The 14,799-nt window shown below is 67.5% G+C and carries 14 protein-coding genes; 5 read left to right on the top strand and 9 right to left on the bottom strand.

Annotation, left to right across the window (positions count from 1 at the left end; genetic code table 11):
* Positions 1 to 50 precede the first annotated feature (50 nt).
* Positions 51 to 1,253 (top strand): DNA recombination protein RmuC, encoded by a 1,203-nt coding sequence (locus ACFFJ7_RS03465; protein WP_377590772.1) that lies wholly within the window; start codon positions 51 to 53, stop codon positions 1,251 to 1,253.
* Here the strand turns inward: ACFFJ7_RS03465 and ACFFJ7_RS03470 are convergent.
* A complete protein-coding gene (locus tag ACFFJ7_RS03470; protein ID WP_343042603.1) occupies positions 1,238 to 2,638 on the bottom strand; it encodes a short-chain fatty acyl-CoA regulator family protein in 1,401 nt (466 codons plus the stop codon). The genes ACFFJ7_RS03465 and ACFFJ7_RS03470 overlap by 16 nt on opposite strands.
* Before the next feature lie 393 nt (positions 2,639 to 3,031).
* Here ACFFJ7_RS03470 and ACFFJ7_RS03475 point away from each other — a divergent pair, with 393 nt between their 5' ends.
* The 3 genes from ACFFJ7_RS03475 (at position 3,032) to prpB (ending at position 6,918) form a co-directional block, all read left to right on the top strand.
* Entirely contained in the window at positions 3,032 to 4,552 is a 1,521-nt protein-coding gene (locus ACFFJ7_RS03475; protein WP_377590773.1) for an MmgE/PrpD family protein, read from the top strand.
* A gap of 3 nt (positions 4,553 to 4,555) precedes the next feature.
* A complete protein-coding gene (gene prpC, locus ACFFJ7_RS03480; RefSeq protein WP_166954635.1) occupies positions 4,556 to 5,725 on the top strand; it encodes a bifunctional 2-methylcitrate synthase/citrate synthase in 1,170 nt (389 codons plus the stop codon).
* A gap of 269 nt (positions 5,726 to 5,994) precedes the next feature.
* A complete protein-coding gene (prpB, locus tag ACFFJ7_RS03485; RefSeq protein WP_377590774.1) occupies positions 5,995 to 6,918 on the top strand; it encodes a methylisocitrate lyase in 924 nt (307 codons plus the stop codon).
* Here the strand turns inward: prpB and ACFFJ7_RS03490 are convergent.
* A complete protein-coding gene (locus tag ACFFJ7_RS03490; RefSeq protein WP_166954631.1) occupies positions 6,881 to 7,960 on the bottom strand; it encodes an AbrB family protein in 1,080 nt (359 codons plus the stop codon). The genes prpB and ACFFJ7_RS03490 overlap by 38 nt on opposite strands.
* 278 nt (positions 7,961 to 8,238) lie before the next feature.
* Here ACFFJ7_RS03490 and trxA point away from each other — a divergent pair, with 278 nt between their 5' ends.
* A complete protein-coding gene (gene trxA, locus ACFFJ7_RS03495) occupies positions 8,239 to 8,556 on the top strand; it encodes a thioredoxin (RefSeq protein ID WP_166954629.1) in 318 nt (105 codons plus the stop codon).
* 227 nt (positions 8,557 to 8,783) lie between these two features.
* Here the strand turns inward: trxA and ACFFJ7_RS03500 are convergent, their stop codons facing one another.
* The 7 genes from ACFFJ7_RS03500 to ihfB form a co-directional block, all read right to left on the bottom strand.
* Complete coding sequence (locus ACFFJ7_RS03500; RefSeq protein WP_377590775.1) at positions 8,784 to 10,103, bottom strand: bifunctional folylpolyglutamate synthase/dihydrofolate synthase; 1,320 nt, start codon at positions 10,101 to 10,103, stop codon at positions 8,784 to 8,786.
* A 65-nt stretch (positions 10,104 to 10,168) separates the two neighbouring features.
* Positions 10,169 to 11,116, bottom strand: a complete 948-nt coding sequence (gene accD / locus ACFFJ7_RS03505; RefSeq protein WP_166954625.1) for an acetyl-CoA carboxylase, carboxyltransferase subunit beta — start codon at positions 11,114 to 11,116, stop codon at positions 10,169 to 10,171.
* Between the two features lie 38 nt (positions 11,117 to 11,154).
* The gene (gene trpA, locus ACFFJ7_RS03510) at positions 11,155 to 11,988 is read right to left on the bottom strand and encodes a tryptophan synthase subunit alpha (protein WP_377590776.1); all 834 of its coding nucleotides are present in this window, start codon (positions 11,986 to 11,988) and stop codon (positions 11,155 to 11,157) included.
* Positions 11,985 to 13,238, bottom strand: a complete 1,254-nt coding sequence (gene trpB, locus ACFFJ7_RS03515; RefSeq protein WP_377590777.1) for a tryptophan synthase subunit beta — start codon at positions 13,236 to 13,238, stop codon at positions 11,985 to 11,987. The genes trpA and trpB overlap by 4 nt, the downstream gene beginning before the upstream one ends.
* Before the next feature lie 70 nt (positions 13,239 to 13,308).
* Complete coding sequence (locus ACFFJ7_RS03520) at positions 13,309 to 14,019, bottom strand: phosphoribosylanthranilate isomerase (RefSeq protein WP_377590778.1); 711 nt, start codon at positions 14,017 to 14,019, stop codon at positions 13,309 to 13,311.
* Positions 14,003 to 14,368 carry a lipopolysaccharide assembly protein LapA domain-containing protein gene (locus ACFFJ7_RS03525; RefSeq protein WP_166954619.1) on the bottom strand — a complete coding sequence of 122 codons (366 nt, stop codon included), beginning with the start codon at positions 14,366 to 14,368 and terminating at the stop codon, positions 14,003 to 14,005. Before ACFFJ7_RS03525 ends, ACFFJ7_RS03520 begins: the two co-directional genes overlap by 17 nt.
* A gap of 30 nt (positions 14,369 to 14,398) precedes the next feature.
* Positions 14,399 to 14,743, bottom strand: coding sequence for an integration host factor subunit beta (gene ihfB / locus ACFFJ7_RS03530; protein ID WP_166954616.1), 345 nt, complete (start codon positions 14,741 to 14,743; stop codon positions 14,399 to 14,401).
* Positions 14,744 to 14,799 lie beyond the last annotated feature (56 nt).

Raw genomic sequence — 14,799 nt, forward strand, 5'->3', positions numbered from 1 at the left:
CATGTTCTTTATTCGTTCGATCTGCGGCGCGAATCGGCTATAGATGCGACATGAATGACGCGATCGTCCTCTTCGGCCATCCGGTGCCGCTGCTCCATGCCCTCGCGGGGGCGGGCGCGGCGGCCTTCGTGCTGCTCGCAGCCATCGCCGTGCAGCTCGCCGGGCTGGCGCGGGCGCGGCGCGAGGAGGCCTTCGCCGCCCACGAGCGGGCGCGGGAACTCGACGCACGGCTGGCCGAGATGCGCGGCCTGCAGGCGCAGCTCACGGGCCGCATGCAGACCGTCGCCGAGGTGTTCGGCACGCGGCAGAACGATCTGGCGCGCTTCCTGTCCGAGCGGCTGGAGGGGCTGCAGCATCGTGTGGGGCAGAACCTCGACGCCTCCGCCAGGCATACGGCGGCTCATATCGCCAGCCTCAACGAACGGCTTGCGCTCATCGACGCGGCGCAGAAGAACCTGTCCGAACTCTCCGGCCATGTCCTCGGGCTGAAGGATGTTCTCGCCAACAAACAGGCGCGCGGGGCCTTCGGGCAGGGGCGGATGGAGGCGATCGTCCGCGACGGCCTGCCGGCGAACGGCTATCGCTTCCAGCCCACGCTCGCCAACGGCAAGCGGCCGGACTGCCTCATCGACCTGCCGGGCGACCTGCCGCTCGCCGTCGATGCCAAGTTCCCGCTGGAGGGCCTCTCTGCCTTCCGCGAGGCGAACGACGGCGAGGCGAGGCGGCGCGCTGTCCAGCGCGTGCGCAACGACATCGGCTACCACATCCGCGAGGTCGCCGAAAAATACCTGCTGCCGGGGGAGACGCAGGACATCGCGCTGCTGTTCGTGCCCTCCGAGTCGATCTACGCCGACCTGCACGAGCATTTCGACGATCTGGTGCAGCGGGCGCACCGCGCGCGGGTGATCTTCGTCTCGCCCTCGCTGCTGACCATGGCGATCCAGCTCGTGCAGTCGCTGATCCGCGACACGCGCATGCGCGAGGAGGCGCGCGTCATCCAGTCGGAGGTCGGCCGCCTCGTCGACGACATCGGCCGCCTGCGCGAGCGGGTGGACAAGCTCGACACGCATTTCCGGCAGGCGCAGGAGGACGTCGGCCAGATCCGTGTCTCGGCCGACAAGGTGGCGCGGCGCGGCGAGGCGATCGCCGCCCTCGACTTCGAGGACGCCCCGCCCCCGCGCGACATGAACGGCACCGCTTCTCGCGGCCTGCCTCCCCGCGGCATGGCGCCCCCGGCTCACTCGCCCGAATAGGGCGAGAAGTGGCGGCGCGTCTCGTCCACCTTCAGCGCCCGGCCGATGGGCGGGAAGGCGCGCTGCGGGCAGGCGGGACGCTCGCAGACCTTGCAGCCGACGCCGATCGGCGTGGCGGCGGCCGGGTTGTTGAGGTCGAGCCCGTCGGAATAGACGAGCCGGCCCGCGTGCCGCAGGTCGCAGCCCAGCGCGACGGCGAAGGTCTTGCTGGGCGCGCGGTAGCCGCCGTGATCGCGCGCGACCGTGCGGGCGATCCACAGATAGGCGCGCCCGTCCGGCATCCGCGCGATCTGGGTCAGCACGCGCCCGGGATGCGCGAAGGCCTCGTAGACGTTCCACAGCGGGCAGGTGCCGCCGATGCGCGAGAAGTGAAAGTCGGTGGCGGACTGGCGCTTCGAGATGTTGCCGGCCCTGTCCACCCGGATGAAGAAGAACGGCACCCCGCGCGCGTCGGGACGCTGCAAGGTGCTGAGACGGTGGCAGATGGTCTCGAAACCGACGCCGAACCGATGGCTGAGCAGGTCGATGTCGTAGCGCCGCGCCTCCGCCGCCCGCAGGAACGTGCCGTAGGGCAGCACCAGCGCGCCGGCGAAATAGTTGGCGAGGCCGATGCGGGCGAGCTTGCGCGCCTCGGCACTCGTGAAGCGCCCCTGCGCGACGAGCGCCGCGATCAGACCGTCGTGCTCCAGCAGGGCGAGCTGGGTCGCGATCTGGAACGCCTGCTGACCCGCCCGCAGCCGCGACGACAGGCGCAGCACGCGCGTTTCCGGATCGTAGCTGCGCTGCATGTCGCGCTCCGGCCCCTCTTGGGCGACCGCGATCTCCACGCGCACGCCGTGACGGCGGGCGATCAACGCCGCGATCTCGTCGGCCGCGTTGCCCGGGCGCAATCCGGCGGCGACGGCGAGACTCTCCGCGGCCACATCGAGTTCCGCGATGTGATTGTGCCGCTCGTACATGAACTCGCGCACTTCCTCGAAAGGCGCGAAAGGCGAAGCCGCGTCGGCCCGCTCGTCCCCCAGCCGCGCGGCAAGCGTCGCCGACTGCTCGCTCATCTGGCGGCAGCGCGTGTGCAGGGCGATGAAGGCGCGTGCCACCGCGGGCATGGAGGCCGCAAGCGCGTGCAGCTCCGCCCGCGAGATGGACTCGCCCAGCATCGGATCGGCGACCACATCGCCGAGGTCGGCGACAAGGCGTGCCTCGTCGTCCTGCGACAGCAATTGCAGATGCTCGCCGAACACGGCATCGAGCCGCAGCAGCACCTTCGTCGTGACCGGGCGCTGGTTGTTCTCAAGCTGGTTGAGGTAGCTCGGCGACAGACCGATGGCGAGCGCCAGCGCCTGCTGCGTCATCTGCCGCTCCTCGCGCAGGCGCCGCAGGCGCACGCCGATGAAGTTCTTCTTCGCTTCCCGCCTGGCCGCCCGCCGCCTGCCGCCCTGCGGCTTCTCCCCTTCCGGCTTCGCGCCCGGCAGCCCCGCCGGTGCTCCGCCTGCTGAAGTCCTTACAGCCACAAGGCTTCTTCCCAAGGATTGCCTCCCCCGATTTGCAACATTCGCAAAATAGCACGCAGACGCGCTGGAAACTATGCATTTCCGGCATCTTGCCGGCCCCTGAAATTGCAGATATTGCAAAGTGTGATGCGTGTGACGGCGATCCCGCACGTCGGTTTGCGCGGCCGCCCGTTCGCTTGCGGTTTGTCAAGGTTCCGGCCCGGCGAGCCTGCGAGCATCCGGCAGCGCCGATGTCACCCGGCCCCACTAATGTCAGAGGAGCACCCAATGGTTACGCAGCACAAGGTCCGCACCTACAAGTCGTCGGAACATCTGGCGCGCGAGGATCAGCTCGCATGGAAGATCGCCGAGGTCGCCGCTGACCCGGTTGCCGTCGAGCCGGCCGTGGTCGAGGAAATCGGCAACCGCATCATCGACAACGCCGCCGTCGCCGCTGCGTCCGTCAACCGCCATCCGGTGGCGAGCGCCCGCGGACAGGCCGTGGCGCATCCCTACCAGCCGGGCGCGACCGTGTTCGGCCTGGAGCAGAGCCAGCGCGTGTCGCCGGAATGGGCAGCCTGGGCCAACGGCGTCGCCGTGCGCGAGCTTGACTTCCACGACACGTTCCTCGCCGCCGAGTACTCGCACCCTGGCGACAACATCCCCTCCATCCTCGCGGTCGCCCAACACACGGGCCAGAACGGCGCGGACCTGATCCGCGGCATCGCCACGGGCTATGAAATCCAGGTCGATCTCGTGAAGGGCATCTGCCTGCACGAGCACAAGATCGACCACATCGCCCACCTCGGCCCGTCCGCCGCCGCTGGCATCGGCACGCTGCTGAACCTGCCGACCGAGATCATCTATCAGGCCGTCCAGCAGGCGCTGCACACCACCACCACGACCCGCCAGTCGCGCAAGGGCGAGATTTCGAGCTGGAAGGCTTATGCCCCGGCCTTCGCCGGCAAGCTGGCCGTCGAGGCTGTCGACCGCGCGCTGCGCGGCGAGGGCGCGCCGTCGCCGGCATGGGAAGGCGAGGACGGCTTCATCGCCTGGCTGCTCTCCGGCCCGTCGGCCGAATACGTCGTGCCGCTGCCGGCCAAGGGCGAGCCCAAGCGCGCCATCCTCGACACCTACACCAAGGAGCACTCGGCCGAGTACCAGAGCCAGGCGCTCATCGACCTCGCCCGCCGCCTCGGCCCGAAGGTCGGCGACCTGTCCAAGGTGAAGAGCGTCGTCATCCACACCAGCCACCACACGCACTACGTGATCGGCACCGGCGCCAACGACCCGCAGAAGATGGACCCCAAGGCGAGCCGCGAGACGCTCGACCACTCCATCATGTACATCTTCGCCGTGGCGCTGGAGGACGGCGGCTGGCACCACGAGCGCAGCTATGCGCCCGAGCGCGCCAATCGTCCCGGGACGGTCGCCCTGTGGCACAAGATCTCGACGTTGGAAGATCCCGAGTGGACGCGCCGCTACCACTCGCATGACCCGAAGGAAAAGGCGTTCGGCGGCCGCGTCGTCGTCACGCTGGAAGACGGCACGGTAATCGAGGACGAACTCGCCGTGGCGGACGCGCATCCGCTGGGCGCGCGCCCCTTCAAGCGCCCCAACTACATCGAGAAGTTCCGCACGCTGACGGAAGGCGTGCTGGAGACGGCCGAGCAGGACCGCTTCCTCGCCCTCGTGGAGCGCCTGCCGGAGCTGACCGCCGCGGAACTCGGCGGCCTTACCTTCACCCTGCCCGCCGGCAAGCTGGTTACGCCCGCTACCGGCATCTTCGACTGGAAGGGAAACAACTGAGCAATGAGCACGACAGAAGAAGTCAAGAAGCCTGCGCCGAAAAAATCGGTCGCGCTGTCGGGCGTCGTCGCCGGTAATACCGCGCTCTGCACCGTGGGGCGCACCGGCAACGATCTGCACTATCGTGGCTATGACATTCTTGATCTGGCCAAGGATAGCGAGTTCGAGGAAATCGCCCACCTGCTGATCCACGGCCATCTGCCGACCCGGCAGGAACTCGACGCCTACAAGGCGAAACTGCGCGGCCTGCGCGGCCTGCCCGCGACGCTGCGTCAGGTGCTGGAGGCGTTGCCCGCCTCCTCCCACCCCATGGACGTGCAGCGCACGGCGGTCTCCGTTCTCGGCAGCGTGCTGCCGGAAGCGGCGGACCACAACCACCCGGGGGCGCGCGACATCGCCGACCGGCTCATCGCCTCGCTCGGCTCCGTTCTGCTGTACTGGTATCACTACAGCCACAACGGCCGGCGCATCGAGGTGGAGACGGACGACGATTCCGTCGGCGGCCACTTCCTCCACCTGCTGCACGGCCGCAAGCCGACCGAGTCGCAGGTCAGGGCGATGCATATCTCGCTCATTCTCTACGCGGAGCATGAGTTCAACGCATCGACCTTCACCGCGCGCTCCATCGCCGGCACGGGGGCGGACTTCTACTCCGCCATCACCGGCGCCATCGGCGCGCTGCGCGGCCCCAAGCACGGCGGCGCGAACGAGGTGGCGTTCGAAATCCAGAAGCGCTACGCGCATCCGGACGAGGCCGAGGCCGACATCCGCAAGCGCGTCGACGCGAAGGAAGTGATCATCGGCTTCGGCCACCCCGTCTACACGGTGTCCGATCCGCGCAACGTGGTGATCAAGGAAGTGGCGCGCAAGCTGTCGCAGGAGGCCGGCTCCACCGCCCTCTTCGACGTTGCGGAACGCATCGAATCGGTGATGGCGGACATCAAGAAGATGTTCCCCAACCTCGACTGGTTCAGCGCCGTTTCCTATCACCTGCTCGGCGTGCCGACCGCGATGTTCACGCCGCTGTTCGTGATCTCGCGCACCTCCGGCTGGGCCGCGCACATCGTCGAGCAGCGCATCGATAACAAGATCATCCGCCCGTCCGCGAACTACACGGGGCCGGAGAATCTTGAATTCGTGCCCATCGGGGAGCGCGGCGCCGCCGCAGCCTGAAGAACAGCGACCGGCGGGCATGGCCCGCCGGTTTTCATTCCGGCCCGGGAAAGGTGTATGATCCTCGCGAAGCGGCGATCGTCAGCCCTCCGCCGATCAGGATTCCGGAGCGTGTCGTCGTTCCATGAAATGATGGCGCGCCGCGGGGCGGTTTGCACAATCGTTGAAGCGGGGCTGTTATGCAAGCCGCTCCAGTTTCTGCTGTTTTCCGCAACTTGCATTTAGTTTAATACTTAAATCAAATGCAAACTGCTTTAAGGAACGAAACCATGCCCTATCTTGTTGCTTCCGACCTCCCGAACGAGCCCGCCGGCCTGCGCTTCCGGGCGCTGGTCGAGCGCGAAGGCATCCTGCAGATCCCGGGCGCGCACAACGGCCAGGCCTCCATTCAGGCGCGCAATGCCGGCTTCGACGCCGTCTATCTCTCGGGTGCGGCGATGACGGCCTCCATGGGCCTGCCCGATCTCGGCATCATCACCGTCGACGAAGTGGCGTTCTTCATCCGCCAGGTGGCGCGTGCCTCCGGCCTGCCGGTGCTGGTCGACGGCGATACCGGCTACGGCGAGGCGCTGAACGTGATGCACGCCGTGCGCACCTTCGAGGACGCGGGCGCGGGCGCTATCCATCTCGAAGACCAGATTCTGCCGAAGAAGTGCGGCCACCTCAACGACAAGAAAATCGCTGACGCCCACGACTTCGCGACAAAGGTCGCCGCTGCCGTGAAGGCGCGCCGCCACCTTTACGTCATCGCCCGCACCGACGCCGCCGCCAGCGAGGGCATCGAGGGTGCCGTTGCACGCGCGAAGCTCTATGTTGAAGCCGGCGCGGACGCCATCTTCCCCGAGGCGCTGAACGACGCCGAGCTGTTCCGCGAGTTCGCCCGCCGCCTGCCCGGCGTGCCGCTGCTCGCCAACATGACGGAATTCGGCCGCACCCCCTACTACACCGCCAAGGAGTTCGAAGAGTTCGGCTACAAGCTGATCATCTGGCCGGTGTCGTCGCTGCGCATCGCCAACAAGGCGCAGGAGACGCTCTACGCCACGCTGAAGCGTGACGGCTCGGTCAAGGCCATCCTCGACCAGTTCCAGACCCGCGCCGAGCTTTACGACACCATCGGCCTGCACGACTACGAGGCGCTCGATTCCTCCATCGTCGCTACGATCGTTCCCCCGACGACGCTCGACGGGCAGTGAACCGCGCCAGCGGTGGCCCGGCAAGGACGACGATCACGAAGCGGACCGTCTGCAGGGCCACCACGAAACCGAGATCGACATTGCTGGCGGCGGCGATGATGGCGACCGAGTCGAGCCCGCCCGGGCTCGTCGCCAGATACGCCGTCAGCGGGTCAACCCCCAGCGCATAGACCAGCACCGCCGCGAGGCCGCCGCAGAAGGCGATCAGCAAGGCGATCGAGGCCAGAATCCACGGCAACGCCCGCATGGCCACGGCGAGTACCTGAAGGGTGAAGCCGAGACCGATGCTCCAGCCCAGCGCGACATAGCCCAGCGCCAGCAGCCACGGCGGCAGGGCGAAGCTGACGAGGCCGAGGCTGTTGAGCAGGCCGCCCAACAGCATCGGCAGCAGAAACGACGCGGACGGGAAGCGCAGCAGCCGCGTGGCGGCGAGGCCCGCGAGCACCAGCGCGGCCGTTGTCGCCCATTCGGCGGCCGTATGGGCCGGAAACCACTCCCTGCTGACGTGCACGGTTCCCGTCTGCGTCCAGAGCCCCGCGACGAGCGAGGCGGCCAGCGTGACGCAGATCACCCGCAGATATTGCATGAAGGCGACGAGACGCACGTCCGCGCCGAAAGCAGACGCCATCAGCACCATCGCCGAGGCCGCGCCGGGCGACGACCCCCATATGCCTGTCGTGCCGGGAAGAACGTTCGTCCGGCTGATCTGCCAGCCGAGCCAGCTGCTGGCCAGGATAGTCGCCACCACCACGCCGAGAAACAGCGGCCAGTCCCGCAGGAAAGACGTCACGATCCCCGGCGTGATGTCGGCCGCGATCAGGCAGCCGACCAACGATTGCGCAAGGCTGAACGCCAGCGGCGGCACATGCAGCCTGCCGTTCAGAACGCCGACGACGACGCCCGCCAGCATCGGCCCCAGCAACAGCGCCGCCGGCGCGCCGATGGCTTCGAGCCCCGCCGCCAGCAGGGCCGAGGCCACGAGCAACACGCCCCAGCGGCCGGCAGTTGGCAAGGCGGCCAAGGCATCAACGGACAAGCGCATCATGTCATCCCGGATTGCGTATCCCGACGCGGGAACAGCACAACAGGCGCGGCGCCGCGACGCGCCCCTGTCCGCCGCATATCATCTGCCGGCGACCGCCGTCCATAGCCGCCGGCGATGGTCTGCACTGCAACGCGCAGCCGCGCCATAAAAGTGTGCAAACACACGCCCGCCCGGCCCGGGCGAAAGCACGCAGCTTGACCGCCCACGGGGCGGTGCCTACGTTGAACAACGACCATGCGCTTCGCTGCGCGCAACCCTGATCGAGGATAACCGTCATGACAGCAAAGGTGACTGACGCGAGCTTCGAGGCCGACGTGCTGAAGTCGGCCGAGCCCGTCGTCGTGGATTTCTGGGCCGAATGGTGCGGTCCCTGCCGCGCGATCGCGCCGGCGCTCGAAGAGATTTCCACCGAGCTTGAGGGCAAGGTGAAGATCGTCAAGCTCAACGTCGACGAGAATCCCAACACGGCAGCCCAGTTCGGCATCCGCTCCATTCCGACGCTGCTCCTGTTCAAGGAAGGCAAGCTTGCCGCGCAGAAGGTGGGCGCGTCGCACAAGGGCGACCTCTCCAACTGGATCACCACCAACGCATGATGCCCGCTGGCCTATAGCATTTCGACATTTCATTGAAACGCCGAAATGCTATAAGTTTTTGATATTACGCGCTTTCTTCACGCAAACCGATCTCCGCTTTGCTTGAAAACGCTCTAGCGGCCTTCGCGTGAAGCGAATCCGGCGCCCGTCCTCGACCGGCGCCGGTTCCGTTACAGATGCTACTCTACTCGATCGTTATGCCACTCGATGGCGGCGCCGAAACCTGTCTACACTGGCGGTGTGCCGTTCGCGGCCAGCACATCGCCGGCGAGGTAGAGCGACCCGGTGATCAGCACGCGCGGCGGGTGCTCCCACACCGTATTGCGGGTCGATGCCAGCGCCGCTTCCAGGCTGGGGAAGGACGACGCCCGCAGCCCGGCCCGGCGGGCGATGTCAGCCACCTCCTCCGCCGGGCGCGCAGCCGCCTGCGCGCGGATCGGCACGGCCAGCACCTCCTTGGCCAGCCCCTTGAACGGCTGCAGGAAACCGCTTGAATCCTTGGTGCCGAGCGTGCCGCAGACGATGACCAGCGGCGCGGGATTCTTTTCCTCCAGTTCCGCCATCGCCTCCGCCAGCACGCGGCCGCCGTCGGGATTGTGCCCGCCGTCCAGCCACAAGTCGGCGCCGTCCGGCAGCAGCCTGATCAGCCGGCCGCGTGTCAGCCGCTGCAGGCGCGCCGGCCAGTCCACCTGCAGCATACCCGCCTCGAAGGCCGATGCCGGGAGGTTGCCGAAGCCCGCCGCCCGGAGTGCCGCGATCGCCGTGCCCGCGTTCACGTGCTGGTGACGCCCCGGCAGGCGCGGCGGCGGCAGATCGAGCAGGCCCTGCTCGTCCTGATAGACGAGGCGGCCGTTTTCCTCATGCACGGTGAAATCCTGCCCGCCGACGAACGGTCGCGCGCCCACCCGCTCCGCCTGCGCCTCCAGCACGGCGGCGGGTTCCGGGTCCTGCGGCGCGATCACCGCAGGCGCGCCCTTCTTGAATATGCCGGCCTTCTCGGCGGCGATCAGCGTCACGCGGTTGCCCAGAAAATCGGCGTGGTCAAGCGACACCGGCGTCACCACCGCGGCGGCGGGATGGCTGACGACGTTCGTCGTATCGAAACGCCCGCCGAGCCCGACCTCCAGTAGCAGGACGTCGGCCGGGTGCTGCGAGAACAACACCAGCGCCGCCGCCGTCGTCATCTCGAAAAACGTGATGGGCGCACCCGCGTTCACCGCCTCGCAGTGTCGGAAGGCCTCCACGAGATCGGTCTCGCTGACGAACCGCCCCCCGCCAGGCCGCGCGATCCGGATGCGCTCGTGAAAGCGCACGAGATGCGGCGACGTGTAGACATGCACCATGAGTCCGGCCGCCTCCAGAATCGCCCGCATGAAGGCGATGGTCGACCCTTTGCCGTTGGTGCCGCCGACATGGATGACCGGCGGCAGCCGCCGTTCGGGATGACCGAGCTTCTCCAGCAGGCGCTCGATGCGTTCGAGAGACAGGTCAATTGCCTTGGGATGCAGCGCCAGAAACCGCGCCAGCAAAACCTCTGATGCTTCCATTCATGATACTCCCGCACGCGCCGCAGTGGTGCGGCGCGTGGTGGCCGGTCCGGCGAATGCGGGGCTCAGGACGGCCGGTTTTCGACAACAGCGGGAATGGCCGCTGCCTCGGCCACCTCGACCGCCACCTCCTCCGTCTCCGGCAGCGGCTCGACCACCGGTGGCTTGGGCTGGCGGGTGAGGAAACGGCACAGGCGCGCGATGGTCGCCTTCAGCTCGTGGCGATGCACGACCATGTCGATCATGCCGTGTTCATGCAGGTATTCCGCGCGCTGGAACCCTTCCGGCAGCTTCTCGCGGATGGTCTGCTCGATCACGCGCGGGCCGGCGAAGCCGATCAGCGCACCCGGCTCCGCGATATGCACGTCGCCGAGCATGGCGTAGGAGGCCGTCACCCCGCCGGTCGTCGGGTTGGTCAGCACCACGATATACGGCAGCCGCGCCTCGCGCAGCCGGTCGATCACGATGGTCGTGCGCGGCATCTGCATCAGGGACAGGATGCCCTCCTGCATGCGCGCGCCACCGGAGGCGGTGAAGATGACGAACGGCATATTGCGCTCGACAGCCGTCTGCGCACCCCTGATGAATGCCTCGCCGGCTGCCATGCCGAGCGAACCGCCGATGAAGTTGATGTCCTGCACGGCGACCGTGACCGGCGAGCCTTCGATGGCGCCGACGCCGACCTTGATCGCGTCCGCGAGCCCCGTCTTGGAGCGCGCGTCGCGCACGCGGTCCGTATAGCGCTTCTCGTCGCGGAACTTCAGCGGGTCGAGCGCCACGTCGGACAGCGGAACATCTTCCCAGACGCCATCGTCGAAGGTGATTTTCAGTCGCTGCTGCGCGCCGAGGCGCATGTGGTAGTTCGAGCCGGGAATGACGTTGAGATTGGCCTCGACGTCCTTGTGGAACACCATCTGGCCCGTTTCCGGGCACTTGATCCACAGATTCTCCGGCACTTCGCGCCGGAACAGCGTCTTGATCTTCGGCCGGACAACGTCAGAAATCCAGTTCATCGAACACTCTCTCCCGGGCTCGCACCCGCACCCGCCGCTCAGGCGTTCTGTTTGGCGACGGAGCGCACGCCCTCCGCCAGTTCCCGCACCAGCGCGTGGACCGCCGGCACCGTCCGCGCCGTCGCATGGCCCTCGGCATCGAGCGAGCTGGCGAGGGCGCCGACGATCGCCGAACCGACGACGACGCCATCCGCGCCGCGGGCGATGGCGGCCGCATGCGCGCCGGAGCGCACGCCGAAGCCCACCGCAACCGGCAGGTCGGTATGGCGCTTGATCCGCGCGACCTGCGCCGCGACGGCCTCGAAGTCCGGCACGGCCGTGCCGGTCACGCCGGTGATGGACACGTAATAAACGAATCCGCGCGTGTTGGCGAGCACCGTGGGCAGGCGCGCGTCATCGGTCGTCGGCGTCGCAAGCCGGATGAAGGCGAGCCCTGCCCGCAGTGCCGGCAGACACAATTCCTCATCCTCCTCCGGCGGCAGGTCGACGACGATGAAACCGTCTACGCCCGCCTCCTTGGCGTCGGCCAGGAACCGATCGACGCCATAAATATAGATCGGGTTGTAATACCCCATCAGGATGATCGGCGTGTCGGCGTCACCCTCGCGGAAGGCCCGCACCAGCGCGAGTGTGCGCGCCAGCGTCTGCCCGCCCTTGAGCGCGCGCTGTGCCGCGAGCTGGATCGCCGGACCGTCGGCCATGGGATCGGTGAACGGCATGCCGAGTTCGATGACGTCGGCGCCCGCTTCGGGCAGCGACCTGAGCGCGGCGAGCGAGGTATCGAAATCCGGATCGCCAGCGGTGATGTAGGTTACCAGCGCCGCCCGGCCCTCGGCGCGCAGCGCTGCGAAACGACGGTCGATGCGGCTCATTCTGCTTCCCCTTCGCGCTTCGCGGCGTTGAGCCTTTCGGCGATCATGTCGATGTCCTTGTCGCCGCGACCGGACAGGTTGACGACCATCAGGTGATCGCGCGGCCGTTGCGCCGCGAGATCCGCCGCGCGCGCAAGTGCGTGAGAGGATTCGAGCGCCGGGATGATTCCCTCCAGCAGCGACAGTTGCCGGAACGCCGCCACCGCCTCGTCGTCGGTCGCCGAGAGATAGGTTACGCGGCCGGTCTCGTGCAGCCAGGCGTGCTCCGGCCCGATGCCCGGATAGTCGAGCCCGGCCGAAATCGAGTGCGCCTCCGTGATCTGGCCGTCGTCGTCCATCAGCAGGTAGGTGCGGTTGCCATGCAGCACGCCGGGACGCCCGCCGGCGATCGACGCGGCATGCTCGCCGGAGCTGAGGCCGTGTCCGGCAGCCTCGACACCGAAAATCTCCACCGACTGCTCGTCGAGGAAGGGATGGAACAGCCCCATGGCGTTGGAGCCGCCGCCGATGCAGGCAACCAGCGAATCGGGCAGCCGCCCCTCCTGCGCCAGCACCTGCTCACGCACCTCACGCCCGATCACGGACTGGAAATCGCGCACCATGGCGGGATAGGGATGCGGCCCGGCCACCGTGCCGATACAATAGAATGTATCCGCGACGTTCGTCACCCAGTCGCGCAGCGCCTCGTTCATGGCGTCCTTCAACGTGCGCGCGCCCGCCTGCACGGGCCGCACTTCCGCGCCCAGCATCTCCATGCGGAACACGTTCGGCTTCTGCCTGGCGGCGTCCACCGCGCCCATGTAGACGACGCATTTCAGGCCGAAGCGGGCGCACAGCGTTGCTGTCGCCACGCCATGCTGGCCCGCGCCCGTCTCCGCGATGATGCGCGTCTTGCCCATGCGCCGCGCCAGCATGATCTGGCCGAGCACGTTGTTGACCTTGTGCGAACCCGTGTGGTTGAGTTCCTCGCGCTTCAGATAGATCTTCGCGCCCTTCCCCTCGCCTGCGCCCGCGCGCACCGCCTCGGTCAGGCGCTCGGCGTAATAGAGAGGGCTCGGCCGGCCGACATAATGGGCTTGATACTGCGCAAGCTCACGCGCGAAATCGGGGTCGGCACGCGCCTCTTCGTAGGCTTTCTCCAGCGACAGGATGAGCGGCATCAGCGTCTCGGCCACGAACCGGCCGCCGAAAATGCCGAAATGGCCGTGCTCGTCCGGCCCCGACGTATAAGAATTCAGCTTGTTGCTCACGCTGTCGTGTCCTCGGGATCAGTTTTTTCGGGAAGCGTCGCTTCCATTGGTTCAGGAGTCGGACATACTGTTATTGCCCGACCATGTCCAATGCTTCCCGCGCCGCGCGGACGAACGCCGCTATCCGCGCTGCATCCTTGACGCCGGGCGCCGACTCGACCCCCGACGAGACGTCGACGCCTTGGGGGCGCACGAGGCGGATCGCGTCGGCGACATTGTCGGCATGAAGCCCGCCGGACAGCAGAAACGGCACGCCGAAGCGCTCCCCGGCGATGAGACGGTGGTCGAAGGGAATGCCGTTGCCACCTGGCAACACCGCGTCCGCCGCCGGCTTCGCGTCGAGCAGCAGGCTGTCCGCACCCTCCGCGAAACGGTGTGCCCGCGCGACATCCCCGGCGCTGCCGACGCCCAGCGCCTTCATCACGCCGCCCTTGAAACGCTCGCGCACCGCCGCCACGCGCTCCGGCGTTTCGCCGCCATGCAGCTGCAGCCAGTCCGGCGCGATGGCATCGATAATTGCCTCAAGATCGGCGTCCGATGCGTCGACGGTCAGCGCCACGATCCCGGCGCCGGGCGCGAGGCGCCGCGCCAGCGCGGTGAGTTCCGCCGCCTCGCGATGGCCGACATAGCGCGGACTTTTCGGAAAGAAGACGAAACCGAGCAGATCGGCGCCGGCCGCCACGGCGGCTTCCACCGCCTGCGGGGTGTTCAGCCCGCAAATCTTGATCAGCAGGCTGGCTTTCTGCACCGGCAGACCCCGCGTGTCAGCGGGCATTGGCATGCGTCGGCAACGCCAGCGCGCCGCCGGAGGATGCGCCGCCCGCAGCCTGGGCGCTGCCGGCCTGCCGCGCGGTGGCCTCCGCCTTCACGCGATCGAGTTCACGCGCGCGCAGGCGGGCGGCGCGGCGATAATAGCCCTGCGACCACCAGACGGCGAAGCCGCCCAGCAGCACGCCGACGGCAACAGCCGTCAGGATGATGACAAACAGCGGCGCCGAGAATGCGACCAGCGGCGCAGCGCCGGAAAATGGATCGAGCGACACCTGCACGGGCGTGCGATTGGCGACCGACAGCAGGACAATCACCACCGTCAGCGGCAGAATGATCAGGATTCTGATTAGCGTCTTCACCGCGCGTACCCTGCTGTTGCCTGCGCCCTGCTACTTGCCTGCCGACGAACGACGGACGGTTTCGGCGGCCTCGTCGCCATCGCCGAGCGCTTCCCGCCCCCCGTTCAGGCGCAGTCGCATTTCCTTTCCGGTCTTGAACACCGGAATCATCTTGGCGTCAACCTCGACAGTCTCGCCGGTGCGCGGATTGCGGCCGACCCGCGCCTCACGCTTCTTGACCGAAAACGCTCCAAAGCCGCGCAGCTCCACCCGATCGCCGCGGGTCAGCGCACGTGTGATCTCTTCCAGTATGGCATTGACGATATTCTCGACGTCACGCTGGTAGAGATGGGGATTTTGCTCCGCAATCCGCAGAACGAGTTCGGATTTGATCATCAACCCCACTCTTGCTTTAGCTCAAATGCTTGCCAAGGGTATATACTTGAAACAAT

It is taken from the genome of Pseudochelatococcus lubricantis (assembly GCF_042432495.1).
In the GTDB taxonomy this organism is placed as follows: Bacteria; Pseudomonadota; Alphaproteobacteria; order Rhizobiales; family Beijerinckiaceae; genus Pseudochelatococcus; species Pseudochelatococcus lubricantis.